This is a genomic window from Paenibacillus sp. FSL L8-0333, assembly GCF_037965665.1.
GTDB lineage: Bacteria > Bacillota > Bacilli > Paenibacillales > Paenibacillaceae > Paenibacillus_AQ > Paenibacillus_AQ odorifer.
The window spans coordinates 286,534-300,526 of record NZ_CP150186.1; the positions used below are offsets into that span (position 1 = coordinate 286,534).

A 13,993-nucleotide genomic window follows, 5' to 3' on the forward strand; every position below is an offset into this window, starting at 1 on the left:
AGCCAACAAAACGTTCGAAGCGGAGGGATCTGGGATGCAGCTGCAAAAAATATTCGTGAACGGTGAGAGACTGAAGAGTACAATCGAGGCATTTGCCGATTATGGGTGTACAGATAAAAATGGCGTGACCCGATTATCGCTGACCGAAGAGGATCTTAAAGTTCGGGAGTATTTTCGTGCCTGTTGTGAAGAGCTCGGAATGTCTGTGAAGATGGATGATATGGGGACGATGTATGCCACATTGGCAGGCGAAACTTCCGGGCCTCCGATTGTGATTGGCTCGCATATGGATACTGTGAAAAAAGGGGGCAGATTCGATGGCGTCCTAGGGGTTATCGCGGGTCTAGAGGTTGTGCGGACGCTTGTAGATCACGGGATTAAGCCGAAGGTTCCGGTGACGATTATGAATTTTACGAATGAAGAGGGGGCACGTTTTGAGCCATCGATGATGGCCTCTGGTGTGCTATCCGGAAAGTTTGATAAAAGTGTTATGTTGAACAAAAAGGATCCAGCGGGCATTAGCTTTGGTGAAGCGCTGGAGAAGAGTGGATATAAGGGAGAAATGAGCAATCGTATCACCGAAGCCACCGCTTATTTGGAGCTTCATATCGAGCAAGGGCCTGTTCTTGAAAAAGAGGAGCTGGCGATTGGGCTGGTTGACTGTGTAGTTGGTATGGCCTGTTACGAGATTGAGGTGACGGGAGAATCCGATCATGCGGGCACAACCCCCATGGCGATGCGCAAAGATGCTTTGTTTGCTGCCACAGACCTGATTATTGAGCTGCGGAGCAAGCTGGGGGCGCTCGATTCCGAGCTTGTGTATACCATGGGCAGAATGAATGTGCTTCCTAATATCCATACCGTCATTCCCAATAAAGTGATTTTCACTATTGAAGCCAGACATAAAGATATGGAGATTGTGCGTGAAGTGGAAGCCATTATTAACGGTTTGCCAGAGCAACTGCTGGGTTGTGAAGTAAGCAAAACTAAGCTTTGGGGCCGAGATACGGTGTGGTTTGATCAGAATGTGTGTGATTTGGTGGAGCAAGCGGCTCAAACCTTAGGTTATTCCAGTCGAAAGATCGCAAGTGGTGCAGGGCATGATGCACAGTTCGTAGCCAGCTTTCTGCCATCCGCAATGGTGTTCGTGCCTAGCGTGAATGGTAAAAGCCATTGTGAAGAGGAACTAACCTCTTATGAAGACTGCGAAAAAGGGGTAAATGTAGTGTTAGAAACAGTGATGTTGTTATTATCAAGATAGTCCATGTAACTTAATATAACATTATGCGATATGGTAGTCGCTTTAATTTCATACAAAATCGTCAAAAAGGCACTCTATAGGGTGTCTTTTTTTATGAGATAATAAAGATGGTTGTGTTGAGTACCAAAGTGGTTAAAGATTAATGGGCAGTTAAGTCTGATCCTTTGTGTAAAAACACAATCATGGTAGATAATATTTTAATTTTTTAACAAAATGGGAATGCTAATCATATGTTATCATTCTTTACATAAGGGATCTACATTAGATGGGAGAGATGAATGATGATTATCGGAGTACCTAAAGAAATTAAAAACAATGAAAATCGTGTTGCCATAACCCCTGCGGGTGTAGTTAGTTTAATTACTGAAGGTCATCAAGTGCTCGTAGAAGCTGGAGCCGGTGTTGGCAGCGGATTTCCTAACGAAGAGTATGTCTCTGCCGGAGCACAACTGATTGAGGATGCAGCAAAAGTCTGGAGCTCCGCTGAAATGGTGATGAAGGTAAAAGAACCATTGGCAACGGAGTACCCCTATTTCCGTCCAGGCCTTATTCTATTTACGTATCTTCATCTTGCTCCAGAGCCTGCCTTGGCTGCTGCGCTTAAAGACAAAGGTGTCTTTGCGATCGGATATGAGACGGTTGTTCATGGACGCACCTTGCCGCTGTTAACACCGATGAGCGAAGTAGCTGGCCGGATGTCCGTCCAATTGGGAGCGCAGTTCCTGCAAAAGAACTACGGTGGACAAGGTATTCTTCTTTCCGGTGTTCCTGGCGTTAGCCGAGGTAAAGTGAGTATTATTGGCGGCGGTGTAGTAGGTACTAATGCAGCTAAAATGGCTATTGGCTTAGGTGCAGATGTTACGATAGTTGACCTCAGTGCGGAGAGACTACGTCAATTAGATGACATTTTTGGAGCACAGATCAATACGTTGATCTCTAACCCTTATAATATTGCGAAAGCAGTGGCTGAAGCCGATCTGCTGGTAGGTGCCGTGTTAATTCCGGGTGCCAAAGCACCGAAGCTGGTTACCGAAGAAATGGTCAAGACCATGAAGCCGGGATCGGTGATTGTCGACGTGGCCATTGACCAAGGTGGCATTGTAGAAACCATCGACAGAGTGACGACACATGATAATCCCGTGTTTGTGAAACACGGCGTGCTGCATTATTCCGTGGCTAATATGCCGGGCGCTGTTCCTAAGACCTCAACTATTGCCTTAACAAATGTTACAGTTCCATATGCCCTGCAAATTGCCAATAAAGGTGTGATCAAGGCGATTCAGGATAATGACGGCCTAAGAAGCGGCGTGAATGTAGCCAATGGCAGAATCACCTGCCAAGCTGTTGCCGAAGCGTTGGGTGAGACACCTTATTCGGTTGAGCAAGCCATGGAGCAGACATTCACATTGATCTAAAATAAACACGTTCCATAATGGAATGAGCCAAACAGCAAGCTCTCTGCGGGGAGCTTGCTGTTTGGCGTTTCTTGCGGAGGAGATCGGGTGGAAGTTTGTCAGTACGGTGTTAAAGTAAATAGATTGCGTTTCAGTGTGATTAGATACATTAGGTGTTTGCTCGTGTGGTGTGATGGTGGAAAGATTACGTAGTGAAGTTGGTTGGATCAGGTGGAAGTTTGTTAGTACAGTATTAAAGTAAATAGATTGTGTTTCAGTGTGATTAGATACATCAGATGTTTGCTCGTGTGGTGTGATGGTGGAAAGATTACGTAGTGAAGTTGGTTAGATCGGGCTAGTTTTGATTAGTTTTTGCTTCTGCGATGGTGAAGGCTTTGATGGAGAGATGCTTTAGGGAAATTCTCCCTAAAAAAACGCGAAAATAGCTTATAAATGCTGTTATTAGGGAATTCCTCCTTAAAAAACGAGGAATATGCCTGTTTATACGCAAAACGGAAGAAAATCAGGGAGGATTTCCCCAATTATGATCGTGTGATGCTTAAAGTGCAGAATATTAGGGAGGATTTCCCTAATTATGATCGTGTGATGATTAAAACACAGAATTTCCGGGCGCTGTTCCCTAAAAACCATCTATAACATTCGGTAAACACCAACAACTATTAAACCTTCCCAAACACCCGACAAAACTCCCCACAAAACTTCCCACACCACCCCCAACAAAACCCCCACCAAACATCCCCGTCCCAAACACCTTCCTCAACTAGCCGATCTCGTCCCTCACCTAAACCAGCTATTTATCTTATAGTCAGTTAGGGGGATGCATACTATAATGAAATCACTCTAGAGTACAGGATTTGGTTATTCTTCAGGTGGGAGTGAAGCTAGTGACAGATAAAGATCCATTATTTGATCGTTTTTTCGACAGTATGGAATCATTGGCGGATACGATAAGTGAATCGCTACAGTCTCAAGTTACCATCGAGGACAGCAATCATCATGTGATTGGCTACAGCTCGCATGAATTTGAGAGTGACTCCGCGCGGATTTCAACGATTATCGGGAAGCGTGTACCTAACGCTGTGATTATTGGCTTGCGCAAAAAAGGGATTATGCAGCAGCTGGAGAGCGCGGCACATCCCATTCGAATTCCTGCGGTGCTGGAGGTGGGACTTGGTCCCCGGCTGGCCATTTGTATCAAACATCAGAAGGAAATTCTCGGGTACATATGGGTAGTAGATACAGGCAACCTGGTAGAAGGGCATGCCGAAAATATCGTTGAGAAAGCGGCAGGTATCGTAGGCCGTTATTTACTTAAGCAGCGAGGCTGGAAAACGAAGCAGGATAAAACGCATGAGGATTTTTTCTGGAAGCTGATTACCTCCCACTACGACAACGAAGCAAATATTAAAAAGGATGCGGAATTTTGGTCCATTCTTTTGCCGGAAAAATATTATATTAGCGTGTTTGAGAGTGACAAGGTAATCGATGATCATTTAATACTCCGGTTTCGGCAGGTTATGGCTTCTTATTCTGGCCTGCAATTATTATTTCTGACGGCTGAGCACAATCGGCTGATTATTTTGTTTTCCTTCAGCTTTGTGATCGAGGGGGCGGGTGGATTATCTTCATTCCTGCATAAAACAATGGAGGATATGTATAAGAGTGAAGGCTGCACACTGGCTGCTGGCTGTAGTCTCGATTACACTGAATATATGTCCGCGGCTATTGCCTATTGGGAAGCGGTATCCATTGTGGAGATCAAAAAGCTGCTGCCTTTTCATGGGCGGGAGCTGCTATTGTACGAGGAGATTGGATTTTGGGCATATATACCGGCTATTATGGAGCAAAAGCGCAGTCGAATTCGTAAAAGCCCGTTGCTATATCCGCTAAAAGAACATGATCGCGAGCATAAAAGTGATTTTCTCAAAACCATCGCTGTCTATTTATCATTAAGCGGCAATTTAAAGGAATCCGCGGCTTTTTTACATATACACACTAATACATTGCTTTATAGATTAAACCGAATCGCAGAGATTACGGGCAAAAGCTTGAAGGATACGGGTTATCGGACTTCTATTTTCCTCGATATTTTGACGGAAGAAACACGGCAGCTTAACCAATGGTTTGTCGATGCCTGGGAATCATGAGAATTAAGCACCAACCCGGTGACGAACACGTACAATAACCTATATTTAGAACCTATAGCATTGGAGGGACTAAGCATGGTGAAGGAAGTTCGTTCACCCGATGCCCTTGACTTTGAGCGCAAAATGAGAGAAAGCATCGTGGAATCGGCTGAAGCTTTAAATGAAAGTGGAGTGGATTTTGCAACATTTGATGATTCCCGCTGTAATCCGCTGTTTTGGACACGTACAGAGATTGGTGGACTTCAGCTGAACGCTGGCGTGGAACCCACAGTGGGGATTAAAGATATTTTTCGGAATGGACATTTATATGCCTTCGAATGTGCGACAGCCATGGTTATTGTTTTGTATAGGGCGACAATTGAAGCTATAGGTGAAGGAGCCTTTAATAAGTATTTTAAGGACTTGTTCTTATGGGACTGGAATTATGACGAGAATTTACGCTTAATCACAAACTACAACAAGGACCACACGCAGCGGGGAGACGTTGTATATTTCAAGAATCCCGATCATGCTCCGAGCAAGCCAGAATGGCAGGGCGAGAATGCAATTAAGCTTGAAAATGATCTGTTCTACGGCCATGGCATAGGGATTACTACTGGAGAGATCATCATAGACTCTCTGAATCAGGAAAGAGTATATGGGAGTGATATCTCGGCCTATTTAACGGATGAATCGGTGCATCCAGACTTTAATTACTTACAGCGGTTATCTGCAGGAACGGTTTTACCGGCAGCCAACAATAGAAGCTTCCGATACACTGTATGTTCAAGAATAGGGTCTAGAAACTATATTTATAAGATCTAGCGTCTGCCTATTGTATACTTACTGAGCAATGCAAAGAGAGGGCTCTTTTGTATTGTTCATTTTTTTATTCACAAAAGAAAGGGATAGAGCTTCAGATAACTCTGAAAACTCTATCCCTCTTTTTTAATTAAGGACTACCACTTCGTTTCTAATTTGTTATAGCTCAATAAAATCGTTGCGGAATTTCTCGAAATCAGATTTTCTGCATTCCAGCTCAAGGCGTGTGCCTGTTTCTTCATAGCTAGTAGATTGAACATGGGCATGTTCGTTGAAATATGAGACTACATTACCCCGATCAAATGGAACCAGAATCTCACACTGGACATAGTCCGTAAAAACATGGCTGCGGATCAGAGCGGTAAGTTCAGCCATTCCACTATTTTGCTTGGCGGAAAGGTAGACATTGTCACCTTCAATTTGCGGGTAAGGCAAATCAGTCAGATCAGCCTTATTATAGGCATAGATCGTTGGAATCTGGTCAGCGCCGAGTGCTTTAAGCGTCTCATCCGTAACCGCCATATGCTGTTGATGCTGCGGATCGGAAATATCGACTACGTGAATCAATAAGTCCGCTTCGGTAACCTCTTCAAGAGTGGAGCGGAACGCTTTGACCAGATGATGGGGAAGCTGGCTGACGAATCCGACAGTATCTGTTAATAAAAAGGTTTTGTGATCAGGCAGCTCAATGCTGCGAACCGATGTCTCTAGTGTAGCGAACAGCATATCCTTGGCGAATACTTGTTTATTGGAACCTGGATGGTAAGTCTCTACCATGACATTCATTAAGCTGGACTTTCCGGTGTTCGTATAGCCTACAAGGCAGACGACGGGAACTTCATTTTTATGCCGTTGTTTCCGCTGGATTTGACGTCTTGCTACTTGTTGCTGCAGTTCAACCTGTAAAGCAGTGATCCGCTCTTCAATTCTTCTGCGGTCCAGCTCTAGCTTGGTTTCACCCGCACCTCTGTTTTTAAGTCCAGCTCCGCCACCTTGTCTGCCCAGCGACTCACGAAGACCTGTGAGGCGCGGCAGCATATATTGCAGCTTGGCTACTTCAACTTGCAGCTGTGCTTCCTTGGTCTTCGCTCTTTCCGCAAAAATATTCAAGATTAGAATGGTCCGGTCAATGACCTGACGGTCCAGTGCGGACTCCAAATTGCGGATCTGTGAAGGTGACAGTTCGTCGTTAAAAATAACAATAGGAGCATCGTGTGCTTCTAAAAGTGCCGATAATTCCTCGATTTTACCTGTCCCGATATAATGGGAGGGGTTAATTCGACTTGCCTTTTGACTAAGCTCTCCTACGACTTCAAGGTCACAGGCAGCTGCCAGATTGCTCAGCTCTTCCATCGAATAGGCGAAATTCGTTTCGTTCTGAAGCTGGACACCGACTATAATTGCTTTTTCTCGTATTTGTTCCATATATTTATTCATCCTCCAATAGTAAATAATAAACGCAAAAAAACACAGGCAATCTGCCTGTGCTTACGGTTCGTTAGAGGACGTCAGAGTTAGGGCCTTCCATAGGTAGAATGAATTAAACAACAGTCCAGTCGCAGGGAAGAGGCACTTTGATCCCTTGCGAGCAGCAGTTGGCTAATCGGCTTCTATGGATGTTCAATTCTTAAAGGAATGGAGGTGAAGAGAATCCTCCCTACACGCTGTTGTTAAATTATCGGGTTACCTTTAAAAATGGGTAGACCAATCCTGAGTCCTCTGCACATGGGCAGAGCTTTAGCGCTATTCAATTAGCCGCGCAAAGTTCTAACTCGGATAAAGTCTATCACACGTAACCCTCCGTTCATAAAAAGTTAAGTCGAGTTTACCACATTCGTTATTTAGTGGCAAATCTCTATTTAGGCTCTGGAACATCTCTTGTATTTTAATTACATCCAATAATTCTAAACAATGTTTACATATCATATATGAATTGATATATAGGAGGTGTGATGACATTGCCTGTTCTGTCCACAAACACCATTATTAATTTACCTGTCGACGGTACTCGGCCAATAGATCAAGTAGTGATCAAAGTTGTTAACAATGGATCGGCTGGCGCGTTTTGTTATATTACGGGCTTATCCAATAGTGTCAGTCCCCAGGCCATTTTTGTTGAAGAGTTATTTGAGCTGCAATATCAGGAGACCTTAAGCAAGACCTATGTCATGGTAGAGGATTTATTCCAATTTAATTTTGTATATTCGCAGGAGCAGATGAAGATTCAGGTTTTTCTTGTTGATGTGGACGGTGTATGGACCGCCGTTGATCTTGAAGTGTTTCAAGTGAGCCGGATAACCTCGGAAATACGTGATAACGTGACCGTTACATCGACTGACTTCGCAGCAATCAGCTTTATGAGGCGTCCCGGCTTTGCTATTCCACAAGGTCTTGCGGCTGAGATTCGACCGGCGGCTTTAGATGTTATGTCCAAAAGACCAGTGCGCTATATGATCGTTGCAGGCGGGACACTTGATGGGACCTTCGAGAATTATCCTACACCGACTACGAATATTCCTGCCACGGACACGGCACTGCTAGTGAACTATACCTGCACTACGGTCACGGGTGGAAAAGTTATTATGCAAGGTACAGGATCAGGGATTTCTGGTGCGTATGCGAATCTGGCGGTCAATTTGCTTAATGAGCGACTCTCATACGAGTTCCATGATGAACCTGTCACATTGGTGGTAAACTCCCTCTCGGGCGGGGATGATCTCGCAGTCACCTTTAAAATGTCCGAGCAATGGTAATTATTCTTGTGAAAAAGGAACATTCGCATCTACGCGAATGTTCCTTTTGCTAGTCATTTAAGTCTCTACGCAAGGTAAAGAGATCTTTCAGAGCCTCAGTGGACAGCTCGGTAATCCAGCCTTCTGAGCTGGAGATCACATTGTCGCTGAGCTGCTGCTTATTCTCCAGCATTTCATCAATCCGTTCTTCGAGTGTACCCAGGGCGATGAACTTATGCACCTGGACATCACGAGTCTGGCCCATGCGGTAAGCGCGGTCAGTTGCCTGATTCTCCACCGCTGGATTCCACCAGCGGTCGAAGTGGAATACGTGATTAGCTGCAGTTAAGTTAAGGCCAACACCCCCAGCTTTGAGTGAAAGGATGAATACATTCGGCTGATCAGACGGCGGTGCGTCTGGGCGTGTAGACCCATCTTCCGCAGCAGGGGCTGGTGTCTGAAACCGCTCGATCATACGGTCGCGCGCCTGTTTGGAGGTGCTTCCGTTCAAATAAAGGACAGGTTCGCTCAGCTCCTGCTGGAGAACCGCCTGAAGCATTTTTCCCATACCCACATATTGAGTAAAAATCAGGCAGCGCTCGTCTTCCGCGCGCAGCTCCTTGACCATATCCAGCAGTCTTTCGAGTTTGGAGGAACGGTTAATAAGAAAGCTGGTATCCAGCTTGTTGTCCGTATCCAGTTCAGGGATAGCCTCTTTTGTTACAAGCATCGGGTGATCGCATAGCTGCTTAAGCCCGGTCAGAGCTCCAAGAATTGCCCCTTTGCGCTCAATGCCTTCCAGCTTCTTCATCCGTTCCAAGAGTCCGTTTACGGTCTGATCGTAAAGCGCTGCTTGCTCGGCAGTCAGATGAACATAGGTTTTCATTTCGTTTTTATCAGGTAGATCGAGCTGTATATTAGGGTCTTTTTTCTTGCGGCGCAGCATGAAAGGTTTCACTAGATTTTGTAAGTCCGCTGTACGTTTCGCGTCGTGTTCCTTCTCAATAGCATTCGTGAATCGGTCATTAAAAGACTTGGCGCTGCCCAGATAACCTGGGGTTATAAAATCATAAATGGACCACAGCTCGGATAATCTGTTCTCTATAGGCGTCCCTGTTAAGGCAACCCGGTGTAGTGCTGGAAAACTACGTACAGCAGCGGATTGTTTGGTTTGGGCATTTTTAATATTTTGAGCTTCATCCAGGCAGATCGTCGCCCAAGTGAATTCCTTCAGCAGCTCCTGGTCAAGCGCGGCAGTCGCATAAGAGGTGAGTACCACATCGGCTTGCGAAGCTGCGCCATAGAAGAATTCTGCGTCCAGACGGCGGCTTCCGTAATGAAGCATAACATTCAACGAAGGCGCGAAGCGTTGCAGCTCCTTCTGCCAATTGCCTAACACGGAGGTCGGGCAGATGATCAATGAAGGCCAACCTGGTGGGTCGGTCTGCCGCCGGGCTGAGCTTGCATCCGTGTTCTCTTGGATGTGTAGCAGATAGGCGATGAGCTGTACTGTTTTGCCTAGTCCCATATCATCGGCTAGGCAGGCCCCCAGCCCAAAGCGGCGCAGAAAGGTCAGCCAAGCGAATCCTTCATGCTGATAGGTGCGCAGCTCCGCCTTAAGGCTTGCAGGTACGGGCGGCTTAGGCCATTCTGAGCGCTGGCCCAGCTGACCGATAAGGCTGATCAAATGCTCGTTCAGCTCTACCTCCAGACGCAGACGCGCGGCATCCTCTTGCAGCTGCTCTTCCGTAGCTTCAGCGTCTGCCTCTTCACCTGCTCCTAGCAAATGGAGCTGAAGCACGTCTTGGAAGGACAAGCCTTGCGACTTGTCCATTCCTGCCATGGCTCTTTGGATCTGCGCCAGCAGAGCCGGATCGAGTGAGACCCATTTGCCCTTGAAGCGGACGAGCCGCTCCCCTCTTGCGACCAGCTCGGCAAATTCGGCCTCAGTGAGATCCGCGTCGCCGATGGAGATTCGCCAATCGAAATCGATGATCGAATCGAGACCGAACAGCGACTCACCGCCGCTGCGTTTGTCTTCGCCGGAGCTGATCTTTGCGCGCAGGCGCGGCTTTTTCCGACTGGCGGCTTCCCACCACGCCGGCAGCAGCACTTGCCAGCCTGCTTCCAGCAGCCGCTGGCTCTCGGCCGTCAAGAACCGCCAAGCGATGGCATCGCTGAGCGGTTCGGCCAGCACATCGCCGCCCGCCGCGAAGCGCTCGGGCGGCAGACTGCCGCGGAGGCGCTCCAGCCATCCCGCGGCCCGTTCATGCACGTGAGCCGACCACGCGGCCGGCCACAAGCCGTACGGCTCGCCGTTATCGGCGAGCCTGATGGGAACAAGCGCGGATTCATCGCGCTTGTCCTGAAGGATCAGCTGCAGCCGCCAATAGGATTCATCCTCATCGGGCTCCAGCAGCTGTAGCGCGGGCCGGAAAGGCGCGGTGTCCGCCTTCCAGCCAATGGCGATAAGCCACGCGGCGGTATCCATGCCCGCTGCAAGTGCTCCGTTTCTATCGAAGAGAAGCGGGAATTCGCTGCGGAGGTCGCCGGCCTCGGCCTCCGTGCTGTAATAGCGCTGCGATACGGCGGCAGAGAACGCCGCACGTAATCCGCGGCTAAATTCGCTGCCGCCATTTAGCGCCTCAAGGGCTCCCTTAGCAGTGTAACTGTCCACTGCCACCTGCGCAAGAGCCCCTTCGTCCCAAGTCCATTGCAGCCTCCCGGCGCGGTAGGCTGAGATGTCGGGAATATACTGTTTGTGCTCCAGACATATTGCCAAAAGTGGCGCCAGTTCTGTGAGCTGGGCGGCATCGCCCTCCCAGCTCCATTCGATATGCGCCAGAAGCTTCTGCTCGGCAAAGAAGGGGATGACCTGCTCAGCAGGAAGAATCACTAGCTCCACGCCTTCGCCAGCTGGCTGCACGGTTAACTCCGTACCATAAAAAGACGCTTCATGCCAGGCGAAAAGCCGCTGCTTAAGCTGCAAGCCCGGCACGAGATCTTCGCGCTCATTCATTCCAAATATTAAAGCATCGCCATACTGGCTTAATGCAAGCCGGATGGTCAGCGTGCGTAAATGCATGTTCATGGTATTAGCTTTCCTTTCCGAAGCTCCTCTTGCAGCGCACGGAGCCTGCTATGCCTAATGGCGAAGGCAGTGAGGAACTCTTCCCAGCGTTCTTCTTGTTTCAGCTTTTTATACAGCTTGGATAATCGTTTCAATAATTTCACAGCCGCTTTGTAGCTATGTCTGTTCTTATCCAGCACAAATCTTTCGGCGGCCTGATGGTAAAAGGGCAGCAGAACCTCAGGCGCATTCTTTTCCACCGGTTGGAGGTCTTTGACACGAAATTCGGAGGGCTGTTTACCGATGGACAGCTGATAATCCATCCAGGTCTGCCATTTCTCATAGGTGATTAGCTTCTCTTCATAGACTTCGCCAGAGATAGGTAACATGGTGGCTAGTGTATCCCACATTTGCGGCTCAGCTTCAGGCAGGTGGCGAACAGCTTCTTCCCAACTGGTTGAATAGCTATTGAGATTATAGAGTCTGCTGCTCAGCAGTGGACCGATTTGAGCAAGCCAACCCACCAAACGGGACCAGTCCCCTGCAGCCAGCAGAGGAAAGGTGAAGCTCATGAGCTCATCGGGATGGAGACCCGGGCGCTCGGCCGCTTTATTCAATAAGTCCCAAGCCTTCTGGTCATCCATCAGATAGTAATACATACGGCTCTGAGCTAACAGCCACGCATGTTGTGAAAGGGAAGCACCTAATTCACCTTCTGCTTGCTGCAGCTGTTCGATTTCATTCAGGTAAAGCTTAGTTCCACCTATATTCGGATAAATCCAATTTCTCCACAGCAGATCATAGCTAAGAGAAAAAGAGGGTTGATCCCGTGAGCGATCCCGTGACTCCGTCAACATCTCGCGCCGCAGATAAGATAAAGTATCGATGACGTATGGCCATAGATCCTGCTCTTGCTCGGGGGACAGCGGAAGTGTCTTTTTTAAAAGACCTGTGATTACTTCCTGTAGCTCTGAGACCGCTACCTGTGTGTAATAACCAAGAGAAGGGGCGTAAGCGGCCTGACCGACGGATTGCGCAGAAGGCTTAGCAAGCTTTTCCAAAAGGAAAAGATGAGCATGCAGAGTGAACAGCTTCTCCGTTTCCGGAAGCATTTTCGGTTTGAATTTATTGATTGCAGACAAGGCCCGACTCACATATTCAGGATTTCGGGTGGTATGGGCTAAAGGGGAGACACAGAATTCAAAATACTCCCGCCACTCCGTGATTTTTCCGCCAGCAATGCGGTTGGCCATCTCTTTCATTTGCTGCTGACGAGTTGCATCGGCTCCAATAGAGGCATTTGTTGCTGTGCTTGATATTTTGGGCAAAAAGGATGCAGCTTTAGCGTTGGCCAGAACCTGTACAGATCTATTCTGTTGTTCGGCATAATTCAGCAGCACAGCAGCCATATGTTTGCAATGACCTGATACTGGACAATTACAATGACAATTGGTGAAGCCGTCGAGATCAATGGTGACGCGGTAATCCTCTCTACCTTCAACTAGAGCGTTAATCTTACGAGGCTCCGTCATGGTAAACGGCTGCACTCGATTTTGTTTATAATATTGGAACCCTCGCTTGAGGGTAAGATCATCGAAATAATAGGCGACATTTTGGATGAGCTTACTCCACTGCGTATCATCCATAGCATAGGTTGGTTGCATACAATTGGTCTCCTGTAACGAAAATGGTCTTTATTTGTCTTTCATTATATCACTTCTGCAGGCTTCATCTTTAAATCGTTAAATTTTGATAGCTCGTAAGGAAACTCCGTTTAAAAGCTGGCGTGGAGATGATTAGAAGCTAATGGCTTGTATTGAACGGAAGGTCTGAACATATAATAATCGTACTGCAAGTTGGGTCATGATTATATAGGTGTCATTTACGAAAGATCAAACAAAGGTCAAAATTGGTCAAATAAATAAAAAGAACTAATTTTCTCGTGTGAAATCAGTTAATTCGCCTGAATTTGAGCGATAATCGGCTTAAATCGGTTTTGTTATTCCTCAGTTAGGGGACTATAATAAGGTCATAGGTCAAATAAAGTCAAAGTCAATGAGAGGAGAATGGATAATGTTTGATATGGTTCCTTTTGGTAAACGTAGAGATGATGCTTTTGGTATGCTGGCTAAGTCTTTGAATGATGTTTTTAATGATGATTTTTTTGCACCGATTAAGAGTTCCACGATGTCCTTCAGAACAGATATTCATGAGAGTGAGCAGGCTTACCTGATTGAAGCTGAACTTCCTGGTTTGAAAAAAGAAGAAATCGACATTGATTATGCCAGTCCTTATTTGACGATAAAAGCGGTACGTAAGGAAGAAAATGCCGAGGAGAACAATGAACATCAGATTTTACGCAGAGAACGCCGATATGGTGAATATGTGCGCAGATTCTATGTTCAAGATATTGCAGAGGAAGAAATTCGCGCGTCTTTGAAAGATGGAGTGCTGAAGCTGGAAGTTCCCAAACGGCAAAAAATGCAAGGTAAACGCATCGAGATTCAAGACGGAGATTCTAATTCTACCGGTTCGCAGTCTGAATAAGCATAAATTAAGCGGAATGG

The 13,993-nt window shown here is 46.9% G+C and carries 9 protein-coding genes; 6 read left to right on the forward strand and 3 right to left on the reverse strand.

The genetic code is table 11. The features are described from left to right. Nucleotides 1-34: 34 nt before the first annotated feature. The 4 genes from NYE72_RS01320 to NYE72_RS01335 all read left to right on the forward strand — a co-directional run bounded on the left by NYE72_RS01320 (nt 35) and on the right by NYE72_RS01335 (nt 5,627). Nucleotides 35-1,261 (forward strand): Zn-dependent hydrolase, encoded by a 1,227-nt coding sequence (locus NYE72_RS01320; RefSeq protein ID WP_339211135.1) that lies wholly within the window; start codon nt 35-37, stop codon nt 1,259-1,261. Nucleotides 1,262-1,542: 281 nt separating this feature from the next. Then, nucleotides 1,543-2,676 carry an alanine dehydrogenase gene (gene ald / locus NYE72_RS01325; RefSeq protein WP_038568222.1) on the forward strand — a complete coding sequence of 378 codons (1,134 nt, stop codon included), beginning with the start codon at nt 1,543-1,545 and terminating at the stop codon, nt 2,674-2,676. Nucleotides 2,677-3,560: 884 nt separating this feature from the next. Continuing rightward, nucleotides 3,561-4,823, forward strand: a complete 1,263-nt coding sequence (locus NYE72_RS01330) for a helix-turn-helix domain-containing protein (protein ID WP_036687266.1) — start codon at nt 3,561-3,563, stop codon at nt 4,821-4,823. Nucleotides 4,824-4,898: 75 nt separating this feature from the next. Continuing rightward, complete coding sequence (locus NYE72_RS01335; protein WP_036687267.1) at nt 4,899-5,627, forward strand: hypothetical protein; 729 nt, start codon at nt 4,899-4,901, stop codon at nt 5,625-5,627. Nucleotides 5,628-5,783: 156 nt separating this feature from the next. Here NYE72_RS01335 and hflX read toward each other — a convergent pair whose 3' ends face one another. Further along, on the reverse strand, nt 5,784-7,049 hold the full coding sequence (gene hflX / locus NYE72_RS01340; protein ID WP_036687269.1) for a GTPase HflX: 1,266 nt from the start codon (nt 7,047-7,049) through the stop codon (nt 5,784-5,786). A 527-nt stretch (nt 7,050-7,576) separates the two neighbouring features. On the opposite strand from hflX, the gene NYE72_RS01345 reads away from it, so the two are divergent. After that, nucleotides 7,577-8,377, forward strand: coding sequence for a hypothetical protein (locus NYE72_RS01345; protein ID WP_076275317.1), 801 nt, complete (start codon nt 7,577-7,579; stop codon nt 8,375-8,377). Nucleotides 8,378-8,426: 49 nt separating this feature from the next. On the opposite strand, the gene NYE72_RS01350 is transcribed toward NYE72_RS01345, so the two are convergent. Both NYE72_RS01350 and NYE72_RS01355 read right to left on the reverse strand, forming a co-directional pair. Next, nucleotides 8,427-11,447: a DEAD/DEAH box helicase gene (locus NYE72_RS01350; RefSeq protein WP_339211137.1), complete on the reverse strand. Its 3,021-nt coding sequence runs from the start codon at nt 11,445-11,447 to the stop codon at nt 8,427-8,429. Beyond that, nucleotides 11,444-13,090 (reverse strand): SWIM zinc finger family protein, encoded by a 1,647-nt coding sequence (locus NYE72_RS01355; RefSeq protein ID WP_076101143.1) that lies wholly within the window; start codon nt 13,088-13,090, stop codon nt 11,444-11,446. Before NYE72_RS01355 ends, NYE72_RS01350 begins: the two co-directional genes overlap by 4 nt. A gap of 409 nt (nt 13,091-13,499) precedes the next feature. On the opposite strand from NYE72_RS01355, the gene NYE72_RS01360 reads away from it, so the two are divergent. Next, nucleotides 13,500-13,973 carry an Hsp20/alpha crystallin family protein gene (locus NYE72_RS01360; RefSeq protein WP_038568238.1) on the forward strand — a complete coding sequence of 158 codons (474 nt, stop codon included), beginning with the start codon at nt 13,500-13,502 and terminating at the stop codon, nt 13,971-13,973. Nucleotides 13,974-13,993 lie beyond the last annotated feature (20 nt).

Bases quoted from the DNA above. Each gene is read 5' to 3' on its own strand.
- NYE72_RS01320 (WP_339211135.1), top strand. From the start codon at position 35: ATGCAGCTGCAAAAAATATTCGTGAACGGTGAGAGACTGAAGAGTACA.
- ald (WP_038568222.1), top strand. From the start codon at position 1,543: ATGATTATCGGAGTACCTAAAGAAATTAAAAACAATGAAAATCGTGTT.
- NYE72_RS01335 (WP_036687267.1), top strand. From the start codon at position 4,899: ATGGTGAAGGAAGTTCGTTCACCCGATGCCCTTGACTTTGAGCGCAAA.
- hflX (WP_036687269.1), bottom strand. From the start codon at position 7,049: ATGGAACAAATACGAGAAAAAGCAATTATAGTCGGTGTCCAGCTTCAG.
- NYE72_RS01345 (WP_076275317.1), top strand. From the start codon at position 7,577: ATGACATTGCCTGTTCTGTCCACAAACACCATTATTAATTTACCTGTC.
- NYE72_RS01350 (WP_339211137.1), bottom strand. From the start codon at position 11,447: ATGAACATGCATTTACGCACGCTGACCATCCGGCTTGCATTAAGCCAG.
- NYE72_RS01355 (WP_076101143.1), bottom strand. From the start codon at position 13,090: ATGCAACCAACCTATGCTATGGATGATACGCAGTGGAGTAAGCTCATC.
- NYE72_RS01360 (WP_038568238.1), top strand. From the start codon at position 13,500: ATGTTTGATATGGTTCCTTTTGGTAAACGTAGAGATGATGCTTTTGGT.